General features: G+C 67.7%; 28 protein-coding genes. 10 read left to right on the top strand and 18 right to left on the bottom strand.

Annotated elements, in window-relative coordinates; genetic code table 11:
* Nucleotides 1-14 precede the first annotated feature (14 nt).
* The 7 genes from raiA to QMX81_RS12820 are packed head-to-tail and all read right to left on the bottom strand — an operon-like array spanning nt 15 to nt 5,297.
* Complete coding sequence (gene raiA, locus QMX81_RS12850) at nt 15-341, bottom strand: ribosome-associated translation inhibitor RaiA (RefSeq protein ID WP_046274055.1); 327 nt, start codon at nt 339-341, stop codon at nt 15-17.
* Nucleotides 342-399: 58 nt separating this feature from the next.
* Entirely contained in the window at nt 400-1,839 is a 1,440-nt protein-coding gene (locus QMX81_RS12845) for an RNA polymerase factor sigma-54 (RefSeq protein WP_121043143.1), read from the bottom strand.
* Nucleotides 1,840-1,881: 42 nt separating this feature from the next.
* Nucleotides 1,882-2,601: an LPS export ABC transporter ATP-binding protein gene (lptB, locus tag QMX81_RS12840; protein WP_121043145.1), complete on the bottom strand. Its 720-nt coding sequence runs from the start codon at nt 2,599-2,601 to the stop codon at nt 1,882-1,884.
* Complete coding sequence (lptA, locus tag QMX81_RS12835; protein WP_121043147.1) at nt 2,601-3,164, bottom strand: lipopolysaccharide transport periplasmic protein LptA; 564 nt, start codon at nt 3,162-3,164, stop codon at nt 2,601-2,603. The genes lptB and lptA overlap by 1 nt, the downstream gene beginning before the upstream one ends.
* Nucleotides 3,142-3,708 carry an LPS export ABC transporter periplasmic protein LptC gene (lptC, locus tag QMX81_RS12830; protein WP_121043149.1) on the bottom strand — a complete coding sequence of 189 codons (567 nt, stop codon included), beginning with the start codon at nt 3,706-3,708 and terminating at the stop codon, nt 3,142-3,144. The genes lptA and lptC overlap by 23 nt, the downstream gene beginning before the upstream one ends.
* The gene (locus tag QMX81_RS12825; RefSeq protein ID WP_152153542.1) at nt 3,705-4,253 is read right to left on the bottom strand and encodes an HAD hydrolase family protein; all 549 of its coding nucleotides are present in this window, start codon (nt 4,251-4,253) and stop codon (nt 3,705-3,707) included. The genes lptC and QMX81_RS12825 overlap by 4 nt, the downstream gene beginning before the upstream one ends.
* 42 nt (nt 4,254-4,295) lie before the next feature.
* Nucleotides 4,296-5,297, bottom strand: coding sequence for a KpsF/GutQ family sugar-phosphate isomerase (locus QMX81_RS12820; protein WP_121043154.1), 1,002 nt, complete (start codon nt 5,295-5,297; stop codon nt 4,296-4,298).
* 53 nt (nt 5,298-5,350) lie between these two features.
* On the opposite strand from QMX81_RS12820, the gene QMX81_RS12815 reads away from it, so the two are divergent.
* From QMX81_RS12815 to QMX81_RS12805, 3 genes are all read left to right on the top strand, one after another.
* Entirely contained in the window at nt 5,351-5,581 is a 231-nt protein-coding gene (locus QMX81_RS12815; RefSeq protein WP_088432818.1) for a BolA family protein, read from the top strand.
* A 97-nt stretch (nt 5,582-5,678) separates the two neighbouring features.
* Nucleotides 5,679-6,953 (top strand): UDP-N-acetylglucosamine 1-carboxyvinyltransferase, encoded by a 1,275-nt coding sequence (gene murA / locus QMX81_RS12810; RefSeq protein WP_152153540.1) that lies wholly within the window; start codon nt 5,679-5,681, stop codon nt 6,951-6,953.
* A complete protein-coding gene (locus tag QMX81_RS12805; protein ID WP_152153538.1) occupies nt 6,950-7,258 on the top strand; it encodes an EF-hand domain-containing protein in 309 nt (102 codons plus the stop codon). Before murA ends, QMX81_RS12805 begins: the two co-directional genes overlap by 4 nt.
* Nucleotides 7,259-7,291: 33 nt before the next feature.
* Here the strand turns inward: QMX81_RS12805 and QMX81_RS12800 are convergent, their stop codons facing one another.
* The 5 genes from QMX81_RS12800 to purM all read right to left on the bottom strand — a co-directional run bounded on the left by QMX81_RS12800 (nt 7,292) and on the right by purM (nt 10,988).
* Complete coding sequence (locus tag QMX81_RS12800; protein WP_121043160.1) at nt 7,292-7,975, bottom strand: DUF3108 domain-containing protein; 684 nt, start codon at nt 7,973-7,975, stop codon at nt 7,292-7,294.
* A 2-nt stretch (nt 7,976-7,977) separates the two neighbouring features.
* Nucleotides 7,978-8,721, bottom strand: a complete 744-nt coding sequence (locus QMX81_RS12795; RefSeq protein WP_282262023.1) for a DUF3108 domain-containing protein — start codon at nt 8,719-8,721, stop codon at nt 7,978-7,980.
* 100 nt (nt 8,722-8,821) lie between these two features.
* Nucleotides 8,822-9,475, bottom strand: coding sequence for a phosphoribosylglycinamide formyltransferase (gene purN / locus QMX81_RS12790; RefSeq protein ID WP_121043164.1), 654 nt, complete (start codon nt 9,473-9,475; stop codon nt 8,822-8,824).
* Nucleotides 9,472-9,915, bottom strand: a complete 444-nt coding sequence (locus QMX81_RS12785) for a hypothetical protein (RefSeq protein ID WP_121043556.1) — start codon at nt 9,913-9,915, stop codon at nt 9,472-9,474. The genes purN and QMX81_RS12785 overlap by 4 nt, the downstream gene beginning before the upstream one ends.
* Before the next feature lie 47 nt (nt 9,916-9,962).
* Complete coding sequence (gene purM / locus QMX81_RS12780) at nt 9,963-10,988, bottom strand: phosphoribosylformylglycinamidine cyclo-ligase (RefSeq protein ID WP_183073822.1); 1,026 nt, start codon at nt 10,986-10,988, stop codon at nt 9,963-9,965.
* A gap of 138 nt (nt 10,989-11,126) precedes the next feature.
* Between purM and QMX81_RS12775 the strand changes: the two genes are divergently transcribed.
* From QMX81_RS12775 to hda, 3 genes are read left to right on the top strand one after another with little or no spacing between them, the layout of a single operon-like run.
* Complete coding sequence (locus QMX81_RS12775; protein ID WP_226956679.1) at nt 11,127-12,251, top strand: DUF2066 domain-containing protein; 1,125 nt, start codon at nt 11,127-11,129, stop codon at nt 12,249-12,251.
* Nucleotides 12,248-13,420 carry an AI-2E family transporter gene (locus QMX81_RS12770; protein WP_121043170.1) on the top strand — a complete coding sequence of 391 codons (1,173 nt, stop codon included), beginning with the start codon at nt 12,248-12,250 and terminating at the stop codon, nt 13,418-13,420. Before QMX81_RS12775 ends, QMX81_RS12770 begins: the two co-directional genes overlap by 4 nt.
* A complete protein-coding gene (hda, locus tag QMX81_RS12765; protein ID WP_121043172.1) occupies nt 13,417-14,127 on the top strand; it encodes a DnaA regulatory inactivator Hda in 711 nt (236 codons plus the stop codon). Before QMX81_RS12770 ends, hda begins: the two co-directional genes overlap by 4 nt.
* A gap of 101 nt (nt 14,128-14,228) precedes the next feature.
* On the opposite strand, the gene murU is transcribed toward hda, so the two are convergent.
* From murU to QMX81_RS12745, 4 genes are read right to left on the bottom strand one after another with little or no spacing between them, the layout of a single operon-like run.
* Complete coding sequence (gene murU / locus QMX81_RS12760; protein WP_282261998.1) at nt 14,229-14,933, bottom strand: N-acetylmuramate alpha-1-phosphate uridylyltransferase MurU; 705 nt, start codon at nt 14,931-14,933, stop codon at nt 14,229-14,231.
* Nucleotides 14,930-15,955 (bottom strand): phosphotransferase, encoded by a 1,026-nt coding sequence (locus QMX81_RS12755; protein WP_152153532.1) that lies wholly within the window; start codon nt 15,953-15,955, stop codon nt 14,930-14,932. Before QMX81_RS12755 ends, murU begins: the two co-directional genes overlap by 4 nt.
* 58 nt (nt 15,956-16,013) lie before the next feature.
* The gene (locus QMX81_RS12750; protein ID WP_019185648.1) at nt 16,014-16,283 is read right to left on the bottom strand and encodes a GlsB/YeaQ/YmgE family stress response membrane protein; all 270 of its coding nucleotides are present in this window, start codon (nt 16,281-16,283) and stop codon (nt 16,014-16,016) included.
* A 60-nt stretch (nt 16,284-16,343) separates the two neighbouring features.
* Complete coding sequence (locus QMX81_RS12745; protein WP_152153530.1) at nt 16,344-17,837, bottom strand: M20 family metallopeptidase; 1,494 nt, start codon at nt 17,835-17,837, stop codon at nt 16,344-16,346.
* A gap of 253 nt (nt 17,838-18,090) precedes the next feature.
* Between QMX81_RS12745 and QMX81_RS12740 the strand changes: the two genes are divergently transcribed.
* The 4 genes from QMX81_RS12740 to QMX81_RS12725 all read left to right on the top strand — a co-directional run bounded on the left by QMX81_RS12740 (nt 18,091) and on the right by QMX81_RS12725 (nt 21,219).
* Nucleotides 18,091-18,366: a ComEA family DNA-binding protein gene (locus tag QMX81_RS12740; RefSeq protein WP_121043558.1), complete on the top strand. Its 276-nt coding sequence runs from the start codon at nt 18,091-18,093 to the stop codon at nt 18,364-18,366.
* Nucleotides 18,367-18,773: 407 nt separating this feature from the next.
* Nucleotides 18,774-19,835: a L,D-transpeptidase gene (locus QMX81_RS12735; protein WP_282261995.1), complete on the top strand. Its 1,062-nt coding sequence runs from the start codon at nt 18,774-18,776 to the stop codon at nt 19,833-19,835.
* Between the two features lie 27 nt (nt 19,836-19,862).
* Nucleotides 19,863-20,570, top strand: coding sequence for a murein L,D-transpeptidase catalytic domain family protein (locus QMX81_RS12730; protein ID WP_282261994.1), 708 nt, complete (start codon nt 19,863-19,865; stop codon nt 20,568-20,570).
* A gap of 37 nt (nt 20,571-20,607) precedes the next feature.
* Complete coding sequence (locus QMX81_RS12725) at nt 20,608-21,219, top strand: HutD family protein (protein WP_282261993.1); 612 nt, start codon at nt 20,608-20,610, stop codon at nt 21,217-21,219.
* A gap of 17 nt (nt 21,220-21,236) precedes the next feature.
* Here the strand turns inward: QMX81_RS12725 and QMX81_RS12720 are convergent, their stop codons facing one another.
* A complete protein-coding gene (locus QMX81_RS12720) occupies nt 21,237-22,850 on the bottom strand; it encodes a flavodoxin domain-containing protein (RefSeq protein ID WP_282261992.1) in 1,614 nt (537 codons plus the stop codon).
* Complete coding sequence (locus QMX81_RS12715) at nt 22,847-23,827, bottom strand: FAD:protein FMN transferase (RefSeq protein WP_282261991.1); 981 nt, start codon at nt 23,825-23,827, stop codon at nt 22,847-22,849. Before QMX81_RS12715 ends, QMX81_RS12720 begins: the two co-directional genes overlap by 4 nt.
* Nucleotides 23,828-24,025: the final 198 nt, after the last annotated feature.

Here is a 24,025-nt window from a genome sequence, read left to right as displayed (position 1 = left end):
TGGAAACGAGGGCATCAGCCCTCATTGTCGCCCACCGGCAGCGGTTGCGGTGCGTGCTGCTGCTTTTTCTCTTTGTGCTTGATGACCAGGCGGTCGAGCTTGTCGGCCAGGATGTCGATCGCGGCATACATGGTGGGGCCGCTGGCGTCCGCGTGCAGAGTCTGCCCGGGAACATTCACACTCGCATCGGCATGGTGCTCCGGCTTGCGGATCGACAGTTGCACGCGAACCTCGCAGTGCTGGTCGAAGTGCTTCCTCAGCCGTTCCAGCTTGGTCTCCACGTACTCGTTCAGAGCCGGGGTGATCTCAAGGTGGTCCTTGCCAAACGTCTCGATGTGCATCGGGTTTCTCCTTTGTTCGGATGTGCCAATGAACCTTCCCGCCGGGCGCGGTGGAGCGTCAGACGATTCTTACCCTTTCGTGCGAGGCGGAAATGTTCATGGCTTCACGATACTTCGCCACGGTGCGTCGCGCCACCGGTATTCCCGAGGTTTTGAGCAGGTCAGCCAGCTTGGCGTCAGAAAGCGGCTTGCGCGGGTTCTCGTCGTCGATCAGCCGGCGCAGCATCGCCTGGATGGCGGTGCTGGAGGCTTCGCCGCCGCTGTCGGTATCGATGCCGGAGGCGAAGAACGCGCGCAGCGGCAGGGTGCCGCGCGGGGTGCGCACGTACTTGCGGGCGATCGCGCGTGAAATGGTGGATTCGTGCAGGCCGAGCTCACCGGCCACTTCACGCAGGGTCAGTGGGCGCAGCGCCTGTTCGCCGAACTCCAGGAAGGCGGCCTGCTGGTCGAGCAGGCAGCGCATCACCCGCAGCAGGGTCTCGCCGCGGGCCTCCAGGCCCTTGAGCAGCCAGCGTGCTTCCTGCAGGTGGGCGCGCATGTAGCCGGCGTCGGCCTCCCCGCAGCGGCGGATCAGCTGCTCGTAGCCGCGGTGGATGACAACCTTGGGCCCGGCATGGCCGGCCAGGGCGGCACGCCAGACGCCGTTCTGGCGCCAGACCACGCAGTCGGGCACCACATAGCTGTCGTGGGAGAGCTCGCCGATCTGGGCGCCCGGGCGCGGGTCCAGCGAGCGCAGCAGCTGCACCGCGACCTCGACCTCGGCCAGTGGCTCGCGCAGCTCGTGGGCGATGCCGGCCACACCGCTGCGAGGCAGGCGCTCCAGCGGGCCATCGGCGATGCGCCGGGCCAGCGCCAGTCCCGGGGTCTGCGCGGGCAGTACCAGCAACTGCAGGTCCAGGCATTCGCCCAGGGAGCGCGCACCGACCCCGACCGGGTCGAAGCGCTGGATCTGGTGCAGCACGGTGAGGATTTCAGCCTCGTCGGCCTGGATGGCCGGGCGCAGGGTCTCGGCGATGGTCGCCAAGGGCTCGCGCAGGTAACCGTCTTCTTCGAAGGCATCGATCAGGGCCGCGCCGATGCTGCGGTCACGGGCCGACAGGTGCGACAGATGCAGCTGCCAGAGCAGATGGTCAGCCAACGATTCGGTCTCGGCCACGCGTTCGGCGGCGCTGCCGTTGTCGTCATCGTCGAAGGAGCCGCCACTGCTGCCGCTGGTCCAGTCGCCTTCGCCGGGCGACCAGTCATCGCTCGCCGAGACCTGATGCTCGCCATCGGCATGGGTATCGGTGGGGGCGGGCGGGGGCGTGTCCTCGCCGGGACTGGCCTCGAGCGCCGGTTCAGCGTTCTCGGCCCAGTCCAGCAGCGGGTTGGTCTCCACCGCCTCGTTGATTTCCAGCTCCAGTTCGGCGCTGGACATCTGCAACAGCTTGATCGCCTGACGCAGCTGCGGCGTCATGACCAGGTGTTGCCCCATCGATGTCTGCAGCCGTGCTTTCATGCCTGTGCCGAACGGAAGGAAGGCGTTGCGGCGGCCGCTGGATCAGAGCTTGAAGGTTTCCCCAAGGTAGACGCGGCGGACGTCGGCGTTGGCCAGGATCTCGTCCGGCGCGCCCTGTGCCAGCACGCTGCCCTCGTTGAGGATATACGCGCGGTCGCAGATTCCCAAGGTTTCGCGGACATTGTGGTCGGTGATCAGCACCCCGATCCCGCGCTGCTTGAGATGGGTGACGATGCGCTGGATTTCACCGACCGAGATCGGGTCGACACCGGCGAACGGTTCATCGAGCAGGATCAGGCGCGGTTTGGCGGCCAGCGCGCGGGCGATTTCACAGCGGCGGCGCTCACCACCGGAGAGGCTGGCACCGAGCTGGTCGGCCACGTGGTTGATCTGCAGTTCGTCCAGCAGGCTGGCCAGTTCCTTTTCGCGGCCGGCCTTGTCCAGATCGTCGCGCAGCTCCAGCACCAGGCGCAGGTTGTCGGCCACGGTCAGCTTGCGGAACACCGAGGGTTCCTGCGGCAGGTAGCCCACGCCCTGCTTGGCGCGGGTGTACATCGGGTCGCTGGTGATGTCCTTGCCGTCCAGCACGATGCTGCCCGCATCGGTCTCGACCAGGCCGACGATCATGTAGAAGCAGGTGGTCTTGCCGGCTCCGTTGGGGCCGAGCAGGCCGACCACTTCACCGGCCTCCAGGGTCAGCCCGAAATCCTTGACGACTTCACGCTGCTTGTAGCGCTTGCGCAGGCCTTTGGCGACGAGCATTACTTCTTGCTCCCGGCGGCGGGCTTGGCCGCAGGCGCCGCCGGCTTGGCGGCCGGGGTGGCCGGTGCTGCGCCCTTGGCCTTGGGCTGGATCACCGTGCGCACGCGCGTGCCGTCACCACCGCTCTGCATGTTGCCGGTGCGCGTGTTGTAGGTCATCTTCTGGCCGCTGTTGGTGCCGCGCGGCGACTCGACCTTGTAGTTGCCGGTGAGGATGATCACTTCGCTGTTGACGTTGTAATCCATGTTGTCGGCCCAGGCATTCATCTTGGAGCCGTCATCCATTTCCTGTTCCAGCGTGGCCTGCTTGCCGGTCAGCACGACGCGTTCGATATCGCCGTTCTTGCGGAACAGATCGGCGTTGGCGGCGTGGATCACCAGGGTGCCCTGGGTGATCACCACGTTGCCGGTGAACGTGCACTTGCCCGCATCATCGGTCAGGTTGCAGTCGTTGCTGTTGGATTCCAGATTCATCGGCTGGTTGCGGTCGGATGACTTGGCCAGCGCCATGCCGGGCAGCAGCAGGGCGAGCAGCGCGAGCTTAGCGGGCAGCGTTCGGTTCATAGCGGGTCTTGACCTGTGAAAGGAGTTTGTACTGCCGGGTTTTCATGTCGGCTTCGAAGCCGACCCCTGTCTGCGACAGGCCCGGGCGGGTCATGGTGACCCGGGCATCGGTCTTGGCACGGTTCTCTTTCGGGAACACGTCCAGGTGATCGGTGCGGAAGGTGGTGGGTGGTGCACCGGCGACCTTGGGGCTGTCGCCGCTGACGTTGCCGATGAGCTTGAGCTGGTCACCCTTGGCGCTGACCCAGCCGCTGTCGCCACGCATTTCCCAGTGATTGCCGTCCTGGTCGGGCAGCAGGAACACCGGTGTGGTCAGGGTCATCGTTTCATCGCTGCGCGCACGCTCCAGCAGCGGGGCGCGCAGGGTGGTGGATTCCTTGCCCTGTTCGTCCAACGCCACGATCTGGAAATCATGCAGCACGTAATCCTTGGTGGCATCCTCGCCTTCGGCCGCGGGGGCCTTGTCGCGATGGTGCAGGGCCAGCCAGCCGGTCAACAGTGCGGCGACCAGCAGCAGGCCCCCGATGGCGGTACGTACGTTCATGCGCCGAACCTCGCCAGCACCGCATCCACATGGCCCTGCGCGGCCAGCAGCACGTCGCACAGCTCCCGCGCCGCGCCCTTGCCGCCGTCACTGCGGGTCTGCCAGTGCACGCGCTCGGCGATCCAGGGGTGGGCATTGGCCGGCGCAACCGCCAGGCCGACCGCGCACAGCGGGCCGAGATCGGGCAGGTCGTCACCCATGAAGGCCACCTGGTCCAGGCCGATGCCGTGCTGACCGCACAGTGCCTTGACGCTGGCCAGCTTGTCGCCGACCGCGATCTGGGTATCGATGCCCAGGTCCGCGCCGCGCTTGAGCGCGGATTGGCTGTTGCGTGCGGTGATCAGCACCGGGTGGATACCGTGGTGTTGCAGCAGTTTCAGGCCGAGTCCGTCCTGCACGTAATACGCCTTGCTCTCGTTGCCGTCCTTGTCGTAGTAGAGCCGACCGTCGGTGAGCGTGCCGTCCACGTCGAAGCAGGCCAGCCGGATACGGCCGGCGGCGGCATGCAGGTGGGACGGGAAACCGGGCAACGGGGAGTAGGGCATCGTCTGGGGCAGCTCAACTGAATGGAGGAAGGCAACTGTGGTTTAAACCACCCGGGCCCGCAACAGGTCATGAATGTTGAGCGCGCCGACGAGATGTCCTTCGGCATCGACCACCATCAAGCCATTGATCTTGTGGGCTTCCATCAGCTGCGCCGCTTCGGCCGCGAGCTGATCGGCACCGATGGTGCGCGGGCCATGGGTCATCACATCGGCGATCCGCGCGCTGCGCACGTCCAGATCGGTATCCAGGGCGCGGCGCAGATCGCCGTCGGTGAACAGACCGATCAGGTGGTTGTCGGCATCCACGACGGCGGTCATGCCCAGGCGCTTGCGGCTCATCTCCACCAGGGCCTCGCTCAGGCTGGCGTTGACATCCACGCGCGGCAGTTCATCGCCGCTGTGCATCACATCGGTGATGTGCAGCAGCAGGCGGCGGCCCAGGCTGCCGGCCGGGTGCGAACGGGCGAAATCGTCGGCGGTGAAGCCGCGGGCATCGAGCAGGGCCACGGCCAGTGCGTCGCCCATGGCCAACGAGGCGGTGGTGCTGGAGGTCGGGGCCAGCGCCAGCGGGCAGGCCTCGGCCGGCACGCTGACATCCAAATGAACGTCGGCGGCGGTGGCCAGGCTGGACTGCGGGCGGCCGGTCATGGCGATCAGGCGGTTGCCCTGGCGCTTGAGCACCGGCAGCAGCATCAGCAGCTCATCGGACTCACCTGAATAGGACAGCGCCAGCACCACGTCGGCCTCGGTGATCATGCCCAGATCGCCATGCCCGGCTTCACCGGGGTGCACGTAGAAGGCCGGGGTGCCGGTCGAGGCCAGGGTGGCGGCGATCTTGCGGGCGACATGGCCGGACTTGCCCATGCCGGTGGCGACCACGCGGCCCTTGCTCTGCAGGACCAGCTGGCAGGCCTGGCTGAACGCTTCGCCCAGCCGCTCGGCGACCGCGCCCAGCGCATCGCGCTCGATCTCGAACACGCGGCGGCCGCTGGCGACCAGTGCCGCAGCGTCGGCCGGATGGGGGAGTTGGGGCGAGACAGCCATGCGAGCGCCACGTGGAAGAGTAGAATGAGCGCTCATTTTATTAGGAAAGCCCGTTGGACGCCGAGACCATCCGCAATCTGATCGAAACCGGCCTGCCTGGCGCCCGCGCGGACGTGCAGGGTGACGACGGCGTGCACTTCGAGGCCACCGTGGTCTGCGACGCCTTTGCCGGCAAAATGCCGCTGGCGCGCCACCGCATGGTCTATGCGACCCTGGGCGATCTGATGGGCGGGGCGATCCACGCGCTGGCGCTGAAGACCGTCACCCCGGCCGAAGCGGGTTAGTCAGCCCAATGATTGGATCAGCCGACCCACGGTCGGTTCTACCCCCGATTACATCCGCCGACCGACGGTCGGCTCTACCTCATTCCAAGTAGATTCCATGGCCAAGATCGTAGTGACCGGCGGCAAGCCGCTGCACGGTGAAGTGAACATTTCCGGCGCCAAGAACGCTGTCCTGCCCATCCTGTGCGCGACCCTGCTGGCCGATGCGCCGGTGGAGATCACCAACGTGCCGCACCTGCACGACGTGGTCACCACCGTGAAGCTGCTCGGTGAGCTGGGCGCCAAGGTCACCATCGACCAGGGCACCCTCTCGCGCGGCAGCGCGATCGTGGTCGACCCGCGTCCGGTCAATCAGCACGTGGCCCCGTACGAGCTGGTCAAGACCATGCGCGCCTCGATCCTGGTGCTCGGCCCGCTGCTGGCCCGCTTCGGTGCGGCTGAAGTGTCGCTGCCGGGCGGCTGCGCGATCGGTTCGCGCCCGGTCGACCAGCACATCAAGGGGCTGCAGGCCCTCGGGGCGGAAATCACCGTCGAGAACGGCTTCATCAAGGCCCAGGCCAAGCGCCTGAAGGGTGCCCACTTCACCTTCGACATGGTCAGCGTCACCGGCACCGAGAACGTGCTGATGGCCGCCGTGCTGGCCGAAGGCACCACCGTGCTGGACAACGCCGCAATGGAGCCGGAAGTCACCGACCTGGCGCACTGCCTGATCGCGCTCGGCGCGAAGATCGAAGGGCTGGGCACTGCCCGCCTGGTGATCGAAGGCGTGGAGAAGCTGTCCGGTGGCCGTCATGAAGTGCTGCCCGACCGCATCGAGACCGGCACCTTCCTGGTCGCCGCGGCGATGACCGGCGGCAAGGTCACGGTCAACCGTGCCCGCCCGAACACCATGGATGCGGTGCTGGCCAAGCTGGTGGAGGCCGGTGCGCACATCGAGACCACCGAAGACAGCATCACCCTGGACATGGGCGGCAAGCGCCCGCGCGCGGTCAACCTGACCACCGCGCCGTACCCGGCATTCCCCACCGACATGCAGGCGCAGTTCATGGCGCTCAACTGCGTGGCCGACGGCGTGGGCGTGATCAACGAAACGATCTTCGAGAACCGTTTCATGCACGTCAACGAGCTGCTGCGCCTGGGCGCGGACATCCAGGTCGAAGGCCACACCGCGATCGTGCGTGGTGCCGAGCAGCTCAGCGGCGCGCCGGTGATGGCGACCGATCTGCGCGCGTCGGCCTCGCTGATCCTGGCCGGCCTGATGGCCGAGGGGGACACCACCATCGACCGCATCTACCACCTGGACCGCGGCTACGAGAACATCGAAGAGAAGCTGTCCTCGCTGGGCGCCACCATCCGGCGTATCGCCGCATGATCCTGCGCGGCCGGTTCACCCGCCGCCGCAAGGCGCTGCTGGTGCTGGTACTGATCGTGCTGGCGTGGCTGGGCTACGCCTGGTACGCCGGCATCGCGATCACCCAGGGCATCCAGCAGGAAGACATGGACTGGAATGCGGACGGCACTGTCAGCCGGACCGAAGTGTTCCAGTCGTTCTATGCGGTCGGCGTGGACAAGACCGTCGACGGCAACCGGCATTGCAGCACGTACTACTGGCGCGACACGCGCCAGCAGATCCGGGTGGACTGCAAGACGGTATTCGGCGACGCCAAGCCGGAATGAAAAAACGCCCGCGGAAGCGGGCGTTTTTTTGGGTCAATTCATCCCTTTGATCGTCAGATCCAGCGCATCCTTGCCGCTCTCACGCTGCAGCAGACGCGCCGGCACCGGGAACTCCGGCACGATCCAGGCGATCAGCTCCTTGTTGCCGTCCACGCGCGAGACCTTGGTCGCGTCGTAGGACTTGCCCGCCACGGTGATCTTTTCCTTGCCGACCACCTTGTAGGACATCGGCTTGATCCGGCCTTCGTCGACCATGCGGTAGTTCAGCGGCTTGCCGGCGGCCAGATCACGCGCGATCGCCAGGTTGATCAGCAGGGCATCCATGTCGCCGGGCTTGAGCGCCACCGGGCCACGGCGGTCCGGCTTGACGTCGCCGGTCCAGGTGGCCTGGTTGCTGCTCCAGTTGTAGTTGGCATCCACGTTGCGCTTCTTGACCAGCAGCACCGAGCGGTCGTTGCTCGTCAGCGGCCGCAGGCGGCCGTTGGCTTCTTCGAACACGGTGGTCTGGCTGAGATCGGCCAGCTGGTTCTTCACGTTCAGGCTGTAGCGCCATTTGTTGGCGCCTTCGCTGGCCAGGGTCATGGTCCCGTTGGCCTGCATGCCCATGTAGCTGGCCTGGTAATCGGCCTTGAACGGCTGCAGGGCCATGGCGGGCAGGCTCACCACGGCAAGGGCGCCGGCGGCGATCCAGGTCAGCGGACGGTTCAGTGTGGTCATGCTCAGACTCCTTGATATTCGATCAGGCGCAGATCAATCCGATCTTCGCCGTCTTCGCGTTGCAGGATGCGCACCGGCGTGGGGACACCGTTGGCGATCCAGAGGATGGTTTCGTCATTGCCGCCGTTGGTGCGATACACCCGCAGCGCGTTGTAGGACAGATCGCCGACGGGCACGTTCTCGGTGTCCGGTGCGGCCTGGTAGTCGTGCTGGCGGACGCGGCCCACGTCCACGTAGCGGTAGTGCATCTGCCCGCCGGGGCGGGCGTCGCGCATGATCGCCAGGTTCAGCAGCAGCGCGCTCTGGTCGCCGGGCTGCAGCGGGATGGGCTGGCGGCGCTCCTTCTTCAGATCGCCCAGCCACTGCGCGGTGCCGGCCTGCCAGTCGTAGGTGCCGGTGACCTTCTTGCCGAGGAACAGCCCCTTGCGGACCGTGCTCTGGCTCAACGGCACATAGGTGCCGCTGCGGTTCTCGAACACCGTGCTCTGCTCCAGGTTCAGGCCAAGCACGCTGGCAAAACCGCTGCGCCCGATCACCTGCATGTCCACGCGCCACTGGTCACCGCCGGTGTGGGTGACACGCATGGTCGCGTCGCCAGCCTGTTTGCCCTTGTAGAGGGCCTGGTAGGTTGCGGTGAACGGCTGCAGCGGCGGCGCTTCCCAGCTCATGGCAGGCAACGCGGGCAGTGGTGGGGTGACCGTCTCCTGCGCGTGGGCAAGGGCGGCGGTGCACAGCAGGGATGCCATCAGCAGCACGGGCTTGAACAAAGGCGTTCTCATGCGGGCCGGTCGGTAGAGGAGGGGAAAGGATGCCAGCGCCGGGATCAGCGGCGTGTGTGCGCGGCGCTTATCGGTTCAGCTGTCCGGCGCAATCTAGGCGCAGCGGGCTAAACAGGGGGTGACCATCGAGCTGGAGCTGACCTGCCTGTTCAGTTACGCGGCCGCTGACCAGCAGCGCCAGGCTGGCGATCAGCAGCGGATGCTCCACGGCCAGCACCCGCAGGGCCAGCGCTTCGGGGGTGTCGCCGGCCTGCACCGGCACCCGGGCCTGGGCCAGCACCGTGCCGGCATCCAGTTCGGGCACCACGAAGTGCACGCTGGCGCCGTGCTCGGCATCGCCGGCCTGCAGTGCGCGCGCATGCGTGTGCAGCCCTTTGTAGAGCGGCAGCAGCGAGGGATGGATGTTGACCAGGCGGCCATCGAACCGGGCCACGAAGGCCGGGCCGAGGATGCGCATGTAACCGGCGCAGACGATCCAGTCCGGCGCGAAGGCATCCAGCGCATCGGCCATCGCTGCATCGAACGCGGCGCGGTCCGGGTAGCCCTTGGGCGAGCGTGCCCAGCGCTGTGCCGGGCTCACCTTGAGCAGGGCCGAGGCATCGGGCTTGTCCGAGAGCACGGCCACGACCTGCGCATCCAGCTGCTGCGCGGCGATGGCATCGAGGATGGCCTGCAGATTACTGCCCCGGCCAGAAGCGAGTACGGCGATACGGCTGCTCATGCGGTCTGGAAGGCCGCCTTGACCGCGGGGCGCGACAGCACCACCAGGGTGAACACCCCCAGCGCAGTACCGAACGGCATGAAGATGCAGGCGATGCCGGCCACCACCATGCACAGCAGGTAACGCCGGCGCTGCGCCAGGCACCGCCCGGCATAGGCCATGTAACCGGCCAGCACCAGCCCGGCAGCGCAGCCCAGCCCGCCGATCAGCACGAACACCCAGCCGAGCAGGCGCGGATCGAACGGGGGCGGTGCCTCACCCGGCGCCAGCGGCGCCGGCGCGGCGAAGATCACCGCCACGCCCATCAGCAGGTAGATCAGCGGGAACAGCGAGAACAGGGCGGTCAGGCCAGCCACCACGTAGTGGAAGACCGACAGCAATTGCAGCTGCGAGGTATCCACCGCCGCGGCCGGTACGACCGGCGCCGCTGCGGTGGGCAGCGACGGCGGTTGGGCAGGGAACTCCGGGCCGGGCTCCGTCACCTGGCTCAACCGATCTTGACGCGTTCGGCGCCGTCGGCGCGGGTCACTTCACCGATGGTCCAGTGCTCCAGGCCCTGCGCGGTCACCGCGGCACCGACCGAGGCGGCTTCGTTGGCAGCCACGATCAGCACGAAGCCGATGCCGCAGTTGAAGGTGCGCCACATCTCGCTGTCGGCCACAGCGCCTTCCTTCTGCAGCCACTGGAACACCGGCGGCAGGGTCCAGGCGTCGGCCTTGATGTCCAGGCCCAGGCCGTCGGGTACCACGCGGATGATGTTTTCCGTCAGGCCGCCACCGGTGATGTGGGCCATGCCGTGGATCGCCGCGCCGTGGGTCTTCAACAGCGCCAGGATCGGCTTGACGTACAGGCGGGTCGGCGCCATCAGCGCATCGACCAGCTTGACCCCGCCGTCCAGCTCCAGATCGGCCGGCTGCCCGGCGCGGTCATAGATGCGGCGCACCAGTGAGTAGCCGTTGGAATGCGGGCCGGAGGAGGCGATGCCGATCAGCACGTCGCCGGCGGCCACGCTGGCGCCGTCCTTCATGTCACTCTTCTCGACACCGGCGACGGTGAAGCCGGCCAGGTCGTACTCGCCCGGGGCATACATGTCGGGCATTTCAGCGGTTTCACCGCCGATCAGCGCGCAACCGGCCTCGGTGCAGCCGTTGGCGATGCCGCCCACGACCGCCGCAGCGGTATCGATGTCCAGCTTGCCGGTGGCGAAATAATCCAGGAAGAACAGCGGCTCGGCACCCTGGACCAGCACGTCGTTCACGCACATGGCGACCAGATCGATGCCGATCGTGTCGTGGCGGCCCAGCTGTTGTGCGAGCTTCAGCTTGGTGCCCACGCCGTCCGTGCCCGAGACCAGGACCGGCTCGCGGTACTTGTTGGAGAGGTCGAACAGGGCGCCGAAGCCACCCAGTCCGCCCATGACTTCCGGGCGGAAACTGCGCTTCACCAGCGGCTTGATGCGCTCGACCAGCTCATTGCCCGCGTCGATATCGACACCGGCGTCGCGGTAGGTCAGGGGAGAGGGGTTGGACGGGGAATTGGTCACGGGCGTCGGCGCTGCGCTGGGGTGAAAGCGCGATTTTAACAGGCCACGTTGGCGCGCAGGCCCTATTCGGGCAACAATTCCCCCCGGATACGCTCAATGGAAGTCCTGATGCGCCGCAGCCTCTTTTTCATGATGTTCCTCGCGCTTTGCCTGCCGGTGGCCTCGATGGCCCAGAGCGGCCTGCGCACCGAAGGCGATGTGGCCAGTGCCAGTGGCGCTTACGAGGCCGAGGTCCCGGTCAACAGCCAGGCCGATTCGGACCGCAACGGTGCCCTGGCCAGGGCGCTGGGCAATGTGCTGGCCAAGCTCTCGGGCGACCGCAGCGTGATGAGCCGCCCCGGCGTGATGCAGGCCCTGCGCAATGCCAAGGATTACGTGGCCAGCTATGACTACCGCCAGGACCAGAGCACCTCGGCCGGTGGCGCGCCGAGCTACCGCACCATCCTGGTGGCGCGCTTCCGCGAGGATGACGTCGATGGCCTGATCTCGGCCCTCGGTCTGCCGCTGTGGCCGCAGCCCCGCCCGAAGCCGGTGATCTGGCTGGCCATCGACGATGGTTCCGGCCCGCGCCTGGTGACCGTCCAGCAGGCCAATGCGGCCCGCCCGCTGCTCAACCGCGCCATCGAACGTGGCTACAAGCTGGGCCTGCCCTCGGGCAGCGCCGCCGAGCAGGCACTGGTGGGCGCGATCTGGCGCCAGGACACGGCCGCCGTGGCGCGAGCCTCCGCGCGCTATGCCCCGCCGATGCAGCTGATCGGCAAGCTCTACCGCGATGGCAGCGGCTGGGTGGCCGATTGGGTGTTCGTCGATGGCGGCAAAGAACTGAACAAGTGGACCACCAAGGACAGCGACGCCCGCCGCGCGATGGCCAGTGGTGCCGACGGTGCCGCCGATGCGCTGGTGCGCCGGTACGCCAAGGCCGGGGCCGCCACCGGTGCCGCCGGGACCTACACGATCGTGGTGCTGGGCCTGAACAGTGCCGAGGATTACATGCGCCTGGCCGCCGGCCTGCGGGAGACTGCCGTGGTCCGCAACGTCACTCCGGTGCGTGCCTCGGGCGACCGCCTGGAGCTGTCGCTGGAGATGACTACCGGGCTGGCCGGCCTGAACCGCATGCTCGGCGACAACGGCGTGATCGCGCCGACCGCGCCGCTGGCACTGCCGGTGCCGATCGATGAAACCAACCCCTCGGCCCTCCCGCCGCCCGCCAGCAACGAGTACCGCCTGCGATGATCCTCACCCCCGAAGCGGAAATCGCACAGTTCCTCAGGCGGTTGAAATACGTCCTGGTGGCGCTCGCCGCCGGCTGGGTGATCTGGCTGCTCGGCCCGATCCTGACCCCGTTCGTGCTGGCCCTGGCACTGGCCTGGCTGGGCGACCCGCTGGTCGACCGGATCGAGGCCACCGGCCGCTCGCGCAACACCGGCGTGGTGCTGGTGTTCGTGGCGATGATCCTGTTGATCACTGCCGCGCTGCTGATCCTGGTGCCGATGATCGAGCGTCAGGTCGCCACCCTGGTGGCGGCGATCCCGCAGGCACAGCAGTGGCTGATGGAAAAAGGCATCCCGTGGTTCGAGCAGAAGACCGGGCTGGAGATCATGCAGTGGATGGACCCGGACCGCTTGATTGAATGGGTGCGCAGCCACTGGCAGCAGGCCGGCGGCTTCGCCAAGACCTTCTTCGGCTACGTGCAGCGCTCGGGCTTCACCATGGTGACCTGGGTGGTCAACATCCTGCTGCTGCCGATCCTGGCGTTCTACTTCCTGCGCGACTGGGACAAGCTGGTCGAGCGCGTGGCCTCGATGATTCCGCGCAACCACGTCGGCACCATCACCAAGCTGGCGCGTGAATCGGACGAAGTGCTCGGTGCGTTCATCCGTGGCCAGTTCCTGGTGATGATCGCGCTGGGCGTGGTGTACGCCGCCGGCCTGTCGCTGGTCGGCCTGAAGCTGGGCCTGTTGATCGGCCTGGTGGCTGGCCTGATCAGCTTCATTCCGTACCTCGGCGCGACCACCGGCATCGTCATGGCGGTCGCAGCGGCGCTGGTGCAGGCGCAGGGCTTCGATCTGAAGCTGTTGATCCTGGTCGGCATCGTGTTCACCGTGGGCCAGCTGCTGGAAAGCTACGTGCTGACCCCGCGCATCGTCGGCGACAAGATCGGCCTGCACCCGGTGGCGGTAATCTTCGCGGTGATGGCCGGTGGCCAGCTGTTCGGCTTCCTCGGCATGCTGCTGGCCCTGCCGGTGGCGGCGGTCAGCAACGTTCTGCTGCGCTATGCGCATCAGCGCTATCGCCAGAGCGACCTGTATGCCGGTGAGAAATCGGCGATCGTGCTCGATGCCTACGTCGACACGCCCGGGATCGTGGTCGTGGGCAATCCGAAGGGGCCGGACGCGCAGTGAGTGTCGTTCCGCAGTTGCCGCTTGCCCTGCGCTACCCGCAGGACGAGCGGTTGGAGACGTTCATCGGTGCGCCGGATGGTGCGCTGGCGCAGCTGCGCGCCATTGCCGTGGGCGCCGCGCACGACTGGGTGTATCTGGAGGGCGCGCCGGGCACCGGCAAGACCCATCAGGCGCTGGCGATGTGCTCGCTGGCCGAACAGGCCGGCCGCCAGCCGACCTACCTGCCGCTGAAGGCGGTGGTGGGGCGCACGCGCGCCGCGCTGGAATCGCTGGAAGGCCGCGACCTGGTCGCGCTGGATGGGCTGGACGCCGTGGCCGGGCAGCGCGAAGACGAAGTGGCGCTGTTCGATTTCCACAACCGTGCGCGCGCGGCGGGCATCACCCTGCTGTACACCGCGCAGCACGCACCGGACCAGCTCGGGCTGGTGTTGCCCGACCTGCGCTCACGCCTGCAGCAGTGCGTGCGCGTGGTGCTGCAGCCGCTGGACGATGAAGGCCGCGCGGCGGTGCTGCGCGAACGCGCGGCGCGACGCGGCCTGGCGATCGATGAAGCGGCGATCGAATGGTTGCTGACCCGTACCGGCCGTGAGCTGGGCAATCTGGTCAGCCTGCTGGACTGGCTGGACCGCGAATCGCTGGCGGCACAGCGCCGCATCACCGTGCCGTTCCTGCGCCAGGTCTTGGAAGACGGCCCGCACCTGTTGTAACCATCCGGAAACGGACGGTAGATCCACGCCATGCGTGGATGCATCGGGTGCCGCCTCATCGTTGCCTCAGCCACGCATGGCGTGGCGCTACCCTGGCAGGGTCAGGCGTTCAGTTCCGCATCCAGCTGCGCCAGGCGTTCCGGCGTGCCCACATCGGTCCACCGGCCGCGATGGTGCTGGCCGGTCACGCGGCCCTGCGCCATCGCATGCCGTAGCAGCGGGGCGAGACCGAACTGGGGCGGTGTCGCGCTGGCACCGGCGGTTTCGCCGATCACCGCGCGCCAATCGTTGATGATCGCCGGGCGGTACACGCCGATACCGGCATAGGTGAGCCGCGCGCTGTCACTGTCATCGCTGACGCGACCATCGGCGTGCAGGATGAAATCGCCACGCGGGTGCTGCGCCGGATTGTCCACCAGCACCAGATGCGCATCGCCGGTGGGTGTGCGTGGCAGGGTAGCGACATCCGCATCCGTCCACACATCGCCGTTGATCACCAGGAACGGTGCCTCGCCAAGGATCGGCAGCGCGTTGAGAATGCCGCCGCCGGTTTCCAGCGGCACGTCGCCTTCGTGGATGAAGTGCAGCCGCAGCCCCCAGCGCGCACCGTCGCCGAGTGCGGGCGCGAACTGATCGCCGAGCCAGGCGGTGTTGATCACCACCTCATCGATACCGGCGGCGGCCAGCCGTTCCAGATGCCACACGATCAGCGGCCTGCCACCGGCGACCAGCAGCGGCTTGGGCGTGTGCAGGGTCAGCGGGCGCATGCGCTCGCCTTTGCCGGCCGAGAAAATCATCGCCTTCATGGGCGGGCCAGGACCGGTTCGGCGATACGGGCCAGGGCCGGTTTGATGCGCAGCTCGAACAGATCGTGCAGGGGGGCCAGCGCGGGATGGCGCGGCAGCACTTCATCCAGGTAGCGGATGAAGCGCGGCGCATCCTCGAAGTAGTGTCCCTTGCCGTCGCGGTCGCGCAGGCGCACGAACAGGCCGAGGATTTTCAGGTGGCGCTGCACGCCCATCCAGTCCGCGTCGCGCAGGAACTGCGGCCATGGCCGTACCGGCAGACCGGCCGCCAGCGCTTGTGCGTGATAGCGCGCCAACCAGGTATCCACGCGCTCGATCGGCCAGCTCAGGAACGCATCCTTGAACAGGCTGACCGGGTCGTAGGCGATCGGTCCACGCACCAGGTCCTGGAAATCCAGCACGGCCGGCCCGCCGTCGATCGGCATCAGGTTGCGCGGCATGAAATCGCGGTGGGTCAGCACCTGCGGCTGCTGCAGTGCGTTGTCCATCAGCAGGCGATGCATGCGCTGCAGGTTCTCGATCTCGCCACAGTCCAGTTCAAGGCCGAGGTGACGTTGCAGGAACCATTCCTCGAACAGCCCGGCATCGCGCTGCAGCAGTGCCTCGCCGAAGCTGCCCATGCCTTCGGGCACCGGGATGGACTGCAGCCGGATCAGCTGAGCGAAGGCAGCGTCGAACCAGGCATCGGCGTTGTCGGTGTCGATATGGCGGGCCAAGGTCGGGCCGCCCAGGTCTTCCAGCAGCAGGAAGCCGTTGTCTTCATCGCGCGCCAGCACCTGCGGCACGCGCACGCCGTTGGGCTCGAGCAGGTCATGCATGCGCAGCCACGGCCGCACATCCTCCAGCCCGGGCGGGGAGTCCATCACGATGTGGCTGCCGCGCGCGCTGGTGGCGCGCCAGTAGCTGCGGAAACCGGCATCGACCGAGGCACGGTCGAGGGCGGTGGCCGGATCGCCGAGGGCGGCGCAGGTCCACTGCCGGCGGTGTTCGGCGCGCAGCGGATCGGAAGCAGGATCGTTCATGGACGGGTACGTCGAAGCGGCGCCGGACGGCGCGCGGGAAAGAAAAGAGCGGCGATGCTCAGCGCTTGCTGCTGAACAGCCGAAGCACGGCCAGGACCGCGACCGCACCGAGGATCGCGCCGATGAACCCAGCGGGCTCGCCGCGGGCATACCAGCCCATGTACTGGCCGAACCAGCCGGCCAGCAGGGCACCGACGATGCCGAGCACGATGGTCAGCAGACAGCCCATGCGGTTGTTGCCGGGCATGAAGAAGCGCCCGAGCAGACCGACGACGAAGCCGACCAGGATGATGTAGAGCCAGCTGGTGCTGCCAAACAGTCCGTTCATGCCAAAGACGTCAGTAGAGGGTGGACGCAGCCTAGCAAGGCCAGGCTGCGTCCGCCAACGTCAGCAGCAGCCGTGGCCGCCGTGACGGGTGCCGCTGTCGGCGGCGACCGGCGACCCGCTGGTCTCGCCGCGCAGGCTGGCGGCGTAGTGCTCGCTGATCACCTTGGACACGCACGAGGTCACGCGCTTGCCCATCGGGATGTGGAGGAACTCGTTCGGGCCGTGTGCATTGGAGTGCGGGCCGAGCACGCCGGTGATCATGAACTGCGCGCCCGGGAACTTCTCGCCGAGCATGCCCATGAACGGGATCGAGCCGCCTTCGCCCATGTACATCGCCGGCTTGCCGAAGAAGGTCTGGCTGGCATCGTCGATCGCCTGGGTCAGCCACGGCGCCATCGCCGGGGCATTCCAGCCGCTGGAGGCTTTTTCCAGGTCCAGCTTCACTTCCGCACCGTTCGGCGGATCGCGCAGCAGGGCTTCCTTCAGCAGCTCGCCACAGGCTTTGCCGTCAGCGGTCGGGGGCAGGCGCAGCGACAGCTTCACCGCGGTATGCGGGCGCAGCACGTTGCCGGCCGAGGCCAGCGGCGGCAGGCCGTCCACGCCGGTGACCGACAGCGCCGGGCGCCAGGTGCGGTTGAGCACCAGTTCGGCCAGGTCGTCGTTCATCGGGCGCAGGCCGTCGACCATCGGGAATTTCTCGAAGATCGCGGTGTCCACCACTTCGGCGGCACGCTTGGCCTGCTCCTGGCGCTCGGCCGGGATCTCGACATTCATGCCGTCGATCAGGATGCGGCCGGTGTTCTCGTCCTCGATGCGCGAGATCAGCTGGCGCAGCAGGCGGAAGCTGGACGGGATCACGCCGGAGGCATCGCCGGAATGCACGCCTTCGTTGAGTACCTTGACCGAGAAGTTGCCGCCGGTCAGGCCGCGCAGCGAGGTGGTGCACCACAGCTGGTCGTAGTTGGCGCAGCCCGAATCCAGGCACACCACCAGCGAGGGCTTGCCGATGCGGTCGGCCAGGTGGTCGACATAGGCGGGCAGGTCGTAGCTGCCGGATTCTTCGCAGGCTTCGATCAGGATCACGCAGCGCGCGTGCGGCAGGCCCTGTTCCTGCAGCGCCAGCACGGCGGCCAGCGAACCGAACATCGCATAGCCGTCATCGGCGCCGCCGCGGCCGTACAGCTTGTCGCCGCGCAGCACCGGGATCCACGGGCCCAGATCATCGTCCCAGCCGGTCATTTCCGGCTGCTTGTCCAGGTGGCCGTAGAGCAGGATGGTGTCGTCGCCGGTCTCGGCGCCGGAGGCCGGAACTTCCAGCAGCAGCAGCGGGGTGCGGCCCTCCAGGCGCACGACCTCGACGGTCAGGCCGGGCAGGTTCTGCGCCTTGGCCCAGGTTTCCATCAGGGTGACGGCCTGTTCCATGTAGCCGTTGGCGACCCAATCGGCGTCGAACATCGGCGATTTGTTGGGGATACGGATGTAATCGACCAATTGCGGGACGATTTCGTTGTCCCACTTTTCACTGACGAATTGGCCGAGCTTGGCGCTGTCCATCTGAACTCCGGAGTGCTTTTGACAAGTCCCGCCATTCTACGCCTGCGCTGGGGTAGGTATTTCCCTACACCACGTCGGGTGTTAGGCCTGCTGTGTGAAGGTGCCGTGGACGATAGGCTGTGTGTATGTGGCGAGGGACGCTGGAACCTTCGACAGGATTGCCGGCAGGGGCCGGTTCCGAGCCACAAGGAGTGACACAGTGGGACCTTGGTTTTCGTGCAGGGCGCTGGTGCTGGGACTGCTGTTGAGCGGAATGGCCTTCGCGGCCGATCGGATCAACATCAATACGGCGGACGCGTCGACGCTGCAGCAGGGATTGGCGAACGTGGGGCCGATGAAGGCCGAAGCGATCGTCGCGTACCGGCGACAACACGGCCCCTTCGAACACGTCGAGGATCTGGCGCGGGTGAAGGGGATAGGGACAGCTACCGTCGAACGGAATCGACAACGGATGACGACCGGGGCCAGGCAGGCGCCGGCCGAGGCACCGCCCAGGAGGGCAGCGCCGGCCTCCGTACCAAGGCGCTGAACAACAGGACAGGTCGGGACCGGCAGGAGGCCAGTCACTGGTTGCCACGGCAGGATGCCGTGGCGGCACCGACAGCTGCAGGAGGCAGCACGCACGGAAGCGGCGCGGAAGGATTGGCGCGGACCCACCAGGACGGTGGCATCCAGACCCCGGGAAGGGCTGAGATGGCGGAAGCATATACGGCCGAGTGCAGGATGCATGGCCGGCACCCAGACTGGGCAGGATGCACAGGGGGAAGGCGGGATGCCGACAAGGATGTATCGATTGCCCGGTTCGCACAGGATGTGTGGCCGGGCAATTACTTTTTGGGGCGGACGAAAACCGGCAGCAGGGCTGCGCGTGGTTTTCGCGAACGCATGCAGGCAGTTCGTGTAGCGTGGCGGCATCTCTTCGAATGGATGCACGACATGGCAGTACGCAGCACGCTGTTGAGTCTGGCACTCGGGACGCTGCTGGCGACCGGGATGCTTCCCGCCACCGCCGCCAACAGTGCGCCGACGGCCAACAAGATGACCGAGGCCCCGCGTGGCCCGACCGATCTCAAGCCCGGTGAATTCCTCTGGCATCCGGAGATCTCCCCCGCCGGCCCGATCGTGCTGGTGGTCAGCCTCGATGAGCAGCGTGCCTACGTGTACCGCAACGGCATCGCGATCGGGATGAGCACGATCAGCTCGGGCAAGACCGGGCATGAAACACCGACCGGCGTGTTCACGATCCTGCAGAAGGACAAGGACCACAAGTCCAACCTCTACAACAGCGCGCCGATGCCCTACATGCAGCGCCTGACCTGGGACGGCATCGCGCTGCACGGCGGCAGCCTGCCCGGGCACCCGGCCTCGCACGGCTGCGTGCGGCTGCCACAGGCGTTCGCGCAGAAGCTGTTCGGCGAAACCCACCGTGGCGATACCGTGGTGGTGGCCGATGCCAAGAGCGCGCCGATGACGCTGGCCTATCCGGCCGTGCTGGCGCCGGTCAGCAGCACCGGCACGCCGCTGGTGGAGAGCACCGACGCACCCGCGCACTACTGGAATGATGCGGCGGCACCGGCCGGCCAGGTCGGCATCCTGGTCAGCCTGCACGACCAGCGCCTGTACGTGCTGCGCGATGGCGTGCTGATCGGCGAGTCGCGGTTGGAGGCCAAGGCCTTGCCGGCGTTCGAGGGCACCACGTTGTTCGTGATGGGCCAGGGCTACCAGGACAACCCCAGCCCGCTGGACCCGCACCGCCCGCTGCACCGCTGGACCGCCTACCCGCTGCTGGGCCAGACCGCCGCCAATGCCACCCCGGACCTGCTCGCCACGCCGAGCCTGCCGATGGCGCTGCCGCCGGAATTCGCCGAACAGCTGTACAGCGTGCTGGTGCCCGGCACCACGCTGCTGGTGACCAGCCTGCCGGCCGTTCGCCCGGTGGCCGATGAACAGAACCTGCAGCCTGTCTTGGAATCCGATGCCGGTGGGTCCACGTTGTAAGGGTTGCCTGCGCCTGGTGAGCTGCCCATGCCCGTTGTGAAATTGCTGCCTGCCGCGTTCTGCGGCCTGATCGCGTCCGCCACGGCGGGCGCGGCCAGCCCCGCGCCGGCCCCGGAGGCGAATCCGGTGCAGATGGCCGAGATGCTGGCCAAAGCCGCCCCTGCGGCGGACAAGCACGTCCTGCAGCTGGCGGCCCGCGCGATGCGCTGTGCGTTGCGCCGGCCGGAGCTCGGCGTGGACCCGGGCAAGTTGAGCGTGATCGATTACTCGCGGCCGTCGACCGAACCGCGCATGTGGATTTTCGATCTCACGCGCCAGCGGCTGCTGTTCGAAGAGTGGGTCGCGCATGGGCGCAACAGCGGTGACAACCGCACCCAGCATTTCTCCAACAAGGACGGCAGCTTCATGTCCAGCCTGGGCGCGTTCACCGCCAAGGAAACCTACATGGGCGGCAACGGCTATTCGCTGCGCCTGGAAGGGCTGGAGCCGGGTTTCAACGACCATGCCCGCGACCGCGCGATCGTGATCCACGGTGCGCCCTACGTCAATCCGGCGATCGCGCGCCTGCAGGGCCGGCTGGGCCGCAGCCTGGGGTGCCCCGCCGTGCGGCTGTCCGTGGCGCGGCCCCTGATCGACAGCCTGCGCGGCGGCACGATGGTGTTCGCGTATTACCCCGACAAGGACTGGCTGGCGCGTTCGCGCCTGCTGGAACCCGATTGCGGCGGCGTGTCCTGACAGGACTGCGGTACGTCGGCTCAGGCACACTAGCGCCATGTCGACCGATACTGTCCTGAGCGCGGCCAGCCGCGTCATTCCGTCCTTCCAATACCGCCGCGAACGCTGGCGAAACGGCCTGGGCTGGACCCGCGAGATCCTGCGGCTGCCCGACAACGACGACTGGCAGGTGCGCCTGTCGATCGCCGAGATCGAGCAGGACGCCGCGTTCTCGGCCTTTCCCGGCATCGACCGCGAACTGGTGCTGCTGCGTGGCGAAGGCCTGCACCTGCGCTTCGGCGATGGCACGCTGCATACGCTGATGCCGCCGCACGACCGCCTGCGGTTTGCGGGCGAAGCGCAGGTGACCGGCGAACTGATCGACGGGGTGACCCACGATTTCAATCTGATGTGGCGGCGCGATGCCGTGCAGGCCGAGCTGCTGCACCGGCCGCTGGTGGGTAGCATGTTCTTCTTCACCGAACCTGCGGCGGCGTGGGCGATTCACCTGCTGGCAGGCCAAGCCGAGTTTGAGGGCGAGCCGTCGCTGGCACCGCTGGCCGCCGGTGATACCGCCTGGTTGGCGGCCGGTGAGCGCCGCCGGTTCGCATTGCACGGCGGCGGCGAGTTGCTGGCGATCCGTGTCAGCGCGCGTGGCCGCAACGCCTGAGGGCCTGCCGACAACCCTCAGTACACGTCGCGCCGGTAACGTCCGGCCACGATCAAGGCTTCTTTCCCGTCGCGTCCCAGCGCCTGCTCGATCACCGCATCCACCGCCGGGGCCATGCCCTGCAGGCTGCCGCAGACCAGGATCGTGGCACCGTCGTGCACCCACTGCTGCAGCATGTGGATCTGCGCCTGCAGCCGGTCCTGCACGTAATGGTGTTCGCCACCGTCTCGACTGAACACCGTATCCAGACGCGCGATCCAGCCGTCGCGCTGCCAGGCGCGCAGGTCGTCGCCGAAGAAGAAATCGTGCGCGGCCGCGCGCTCGCCGAACAGCAGCCAGGTGCGGCGCGCGCCGGCGCTGATGCGCTCGCGCAGGTGGGCGCGCAGGCCGGCGATGCCGGTGCCGTTGCCGATCAGGATCAGCGGGGTTGCCGGCGGCACACCGTGGAAATTGGGATTGCTGCGGAAGCGCAGATCGATGCGCCCATCCAACGCAGCGTGATCGCACAGCCAACCACTGCCCAGCCCCGGGGTGCCATCAGGACGCAGCTGCCGGCGCAGCAGCAACTGTACCTGGCCTTCGGCAGGCAGGCTGGCGATGGAGTACTCGCGGTGCGGCAGCGAACGTAACGCGGCGACCAGTGCGTCTGCGTCGGCAAACGTCGGGAGTTCCCCATCACCGGGCAGATGCGCCCGCGCGAGATGTGCGCGCAGCGGCCGTCCATCGATGAGCATATCGCCCTTCCACGGGGTATTTCGCAGCCACGCCTCGACGTCGGCCGGTGCATGCTGCGGCCCGATCTCGACCACGTCGCCGGCCTGCCACGCCGGCAGCACGCCATCGGAGGGCACCAGCGTGATGCGGTACGTCGGTGCGCCCGGGCTGCCCGGGTTTTCCAGATGCCGCGCCTGCAGTTGCCACGGCAGATACTCGGCCGGGGCCCAGTCCGGCAGTTCGGTCGCTTCACCGCCGAGCTGGCCGAGCAGTTGCTGCCAGTGGCGCAGTGCGCCGGGGTCGGCGTTGTCCACCTCCACGGTATCGAACAGCGGATGCGCGCCGTGCTGGCGCAGCCAGGCATCCAGCTGGTGACCGAAGGCGCAGAAATGCCCGTAGCTGCGATCCCCCAGCGCCAGCACGCCGTACTGCAGTTGTGGCAGTTCCAGCGCCTGTGGCATCACCTTGCGCAGGAAGGGCAGGGCATGATCCGGCGCATCGCCTTCGCCGGTGGTGCTGACCACGAACAGCACCTGCCCGCTGCGCTGCAGAAGCTCGGCGGTCACCGCATGCAGCGCGCGGATGCGGACCGGCAGGCCGGCAGCGCGCAACGCCTCCGCACTGCGTTCGCACAGCTGCTGGGCGAAGCCGGTCTGGCTCGCCCAGACCAGCAGGATCGGTGCGGGTCCGGGATCGGCGACGTGGTCTTCGCGCGCGCGCCCGCGCCACCAGATCAGCGTGCAGAACGCCGCATACAGCGCCAGGCTGCCGGCGGCCCAGCGCCACTGCGAGGCCAAGGGGGCGCTTTGCCACCACGCCTCACCCAGATGCAGGCGCAGCAGCGCCCAGGCGATGACCGCCAGCAACAGCATGACCGCCAGGTTGCCCAGCCACGCACGGGAAGGACGCAGACTCATGCCGCGCCCACGCGGTCATCGGCAAGCAACTGCTCGAATGCGGGACTCATCTGTTCCTCGATACCGTGCGCACCCCGGCTGACAACGCGGGCGGCCAGTGCATGGGTGCGCGCAAATGCGATGCCCTCGCCGGGGCCCATCACCGTCAATGCGGTGGCCCAGGCATCGGCCTGCATGGCGCTGGCGGCGACCACGGTGACCGCGGCCGCAGCGCGCGTGACCGGTGCACCGGTGCGCGGATCCAGCGTGTGGCTGAACTGCTCGCCGCCCTGTTCGAAGTGATGCCAGCGATCACCGGAGGTGGCCACCGCCCGATCCCTCAGCGCGAGCACGCGCGGCGGATGCTCTGCCTGTGCATCGTCTTCCGGGGCCGATTCCACCAGCACGCGCCACGGCTGACCGTCGGGCTTGTGGCCGAACCCCTGCAGCTCGCCGCCGACCTCCACCAGCGCTGCGCGCACCCCGTTCTGGCGCAGCCACGTGCTGACCTGATCGACACCAAATCCCTTGGCGATCGCCGAGAGATCCAGCGCCAACCCGCCGGGTTGCAGCAGGCGGCCGGGCTGCCACTGCAGCCGTTCCCAGCCACACCGCGCGCGGGTCGCGGCGAGGGCGGCTGCATCGGGAATGCGCCGGGCCTGCGCCTGCGCGCCGAATCCCCACAAGGCCACCAACGGGCCGATGGTCGGATCGAAGGCGCCGCCGCTGCGCTGTGCGATGTCCAGCGCGCACTGCATCACGGTGTCGAACAATGGCGGCAGCGCCTGCCACTCACCGGCGGAGGCGCGGTTGAACCGCGCGATATCGCTGTCGGCTTCCCACGTGCTCATCTGCGCCACGATGGCGTCCAGTTGCGTCTGGATGCCGGCGTGCAGCGGGTGCAGGTCGCGGCTGCGCGCCACGGCCAGCCTTACCTGCCAGGTGGTGCCCATGGTGTGGCCGCCGAGGCTGGCGATGTCGAGATCCGGGTTGTTCATGGGGGTGGGCACGTCGGGCCTAGTAAGCCCGATGGCCGGACTGCGTCGGGTGAAAAGCCCCCGTCGTGTCGACGGGGGCGCGATGAGGTGGACGGCGCGTGCAGCGGCCGCGCCGAAGGCCGGTACTCGGGCAGCACTTCCAGCGTGGCTACGTAGCTCAGGCGCCCCGTCTTGGCCTCCATGATCGAGGTCCAGCTG

Origin of the sequence: Stenotrophomonas sp. PS02301 (genome assembly GCF_029959485.1) — a bacterium.
Lineage (GTDB): Bacteria > Pseudomonadota > Gammaproteobacteria > Xanthomonadales > Xanthomonadaceae > Stenotrophomonas > Stenotrophomonas maltophilia_Z.
This window is presented reverse-complemented; position numbering and strand designations above follow the sequence as displayed.

Bases quoted from the DNA above. Each gene is read 5' to 3' on its own strand.
- lptA (WP_121043147.1), bottom strand. From the start codon at position 3,164: ATGAACCGAACGCTGCCCGCTAAGCTCGCGCTGCTCGCCCTGCTGCTG.
- lptB (WP_121043145.1), bottom strand. From the start codon at position 2,601: ATGCTCGTCGCCAAAGGCCTGCGCAAGCGCTACAAGCAGCGTGAAGTC.
- raiA (WP_046274055.1), bottom strand. From the start codon at position 341: ATGCACATCGAGACGTTTGGCAAGGACCACCTTGAGATCACCCCGGCT.
- QMX81_RS12805 (WP_152153538.1), top strand. From the start codon at position 6,950: ATGATCCTGCGCGGCCGGTTCACCCGCCGCCGCAAGGCGCTGCTGGTG.
- QMX81_RS12745 (WP_152153530.1), bottom strand. From the start codon at position 17,837: ATGGACAGCGCCAAGCTCGGCCAATTCGTCAGTGAAAAGTGGGACAAC.
- QMX81_RS12800 (WP_121043160.1), bottom strand. From the start codon at position 7,975: ATGACCACACTGAACCGTCCGCTGACCTGGATCGCCGCCGGCGCCCTT.
- QMX81_RS12720 (WP_282261992.1), bottom strand. From the start codon at position 22,850: ATGAGTCTGCGTCCTTCCCGTGCGTGGCTGGGCAACCTGGCGGTCATG.
- QMX81_RS12750 (WP_019185648.1), bottom strand. From the start codon at position 16,283: ATGAACGGACTGTTTGGCAGCACCAGCTGGCTCTACATCATCCTGGTC.
- QMX81_RS12755 (WP_152153532.1), bottom strand. From the start codon at position 15,955: ATGAACGATCCTGCTTCCGATCCGCTGCGCGCCGAACACCGCCGGCAG.
- QMX81_RS12725 (WP_282261993.1), top strand. From the start codon at position 20,608: ATGTCGACCGATACTGTCCTGAGCGCGGCCAGCCGCGTCATTCCGTCC.
- murA (WP_152153540.1), top strand. From the start codon at position 5,679: ATGGCCAAGATCGTAGTGACCGGCGGCAAGCCGCTGCACGGTGAAGTG.
- QMX81_RS12820 (WP_121043154.1), bottom strand. From the start codon at position 5,297: ATGGCTGTCTCGCCCCAACTCCCCCATCCGGCCGACGCTGCGGCACTG.
- murU (WP_282261998.1), bottom strand. From the start codon at position 14,933: ATGAAGGCGATGATTTTCTCGGCCGGCAAAGGCGAGCGCATGCGCCCG.
- lptC (WP_121043149.1), bottom strand. From the start codon at position 3,708: ATGAACGTACGTACCGCCATCGGGGGCCTGCTGCTGGTCGCCGCACTG.
- QMX81_RS12845 (WP_121043143.1), bottom strand. From the start codon at position 1,839: ATGAAAGCACGGCTGCAGACATCGATGGGGCAACACCTGGTCATGACG.
- QMX81_RS12825 (WP_152153542.1), bottom strand. From the start codon at position 4,253: ATGCCCTACTCCCCGTTGCCCGGTTTCCCGTCCCACCTGCATGCCGCC.
- QMX81_RS12715 (WP_282261991.1), bottom strand. From the start codon at position 23,827: ATGAACAACCCGGATCTCGACATCGCCAGCCTCGGCGGCCACACCATG.
- QMX81_RS12735 (WP_282261995.1), top strand. From the start codon at position 18,774: ATGGCAGTACGCAGCACGCTGTTGAGTCTGGCACTCGGGACGCTGCTG.
- QMX81_RS12795 (WP_282262023.1), bottom strand. From the start codon at position 8,721: ATGGCATCCCTGCTGTGCACCGCCGCCCTTGCCCACGCGCAGGAGACG.
- QMX81_RS12775 (WP_226956679.1), top strand. From the start codon at position 11,127: ATGCGCCGCAGCCTCTTTTTCATGATGTTCCTCGCGCTTTGCCTGCCG.
- QMX81_RS12740 (WP_121043558.1), top strand. From the start codon at position 18,091: ATGGCCTTCGCGGCCGATCGGATCAACATCAATACGGCGGACGCGTCG.
- QMX81_RS12730 (WP_282261994.1), top strand. From the start codon at position 19,863: ATGCCCGTTGTGAAATTGCTGCCTGCCGCGTTCTGCGGCCTGATCGCG.
- QMX81_RS12770 (WP_121043170.1), top strand. From the start codon at position 12,248: ATGATCCTCACCCCCGAAGCGGAAATCGCACAGTTCCTCAGGCGGTTG.
- purN (WP_121043164.1), bottom strand. From the start codon at position 9,475: ATGAGCAGCCGTATCGCCGTACTCGCTTCTGGCCGGGGCAGTAATCTG.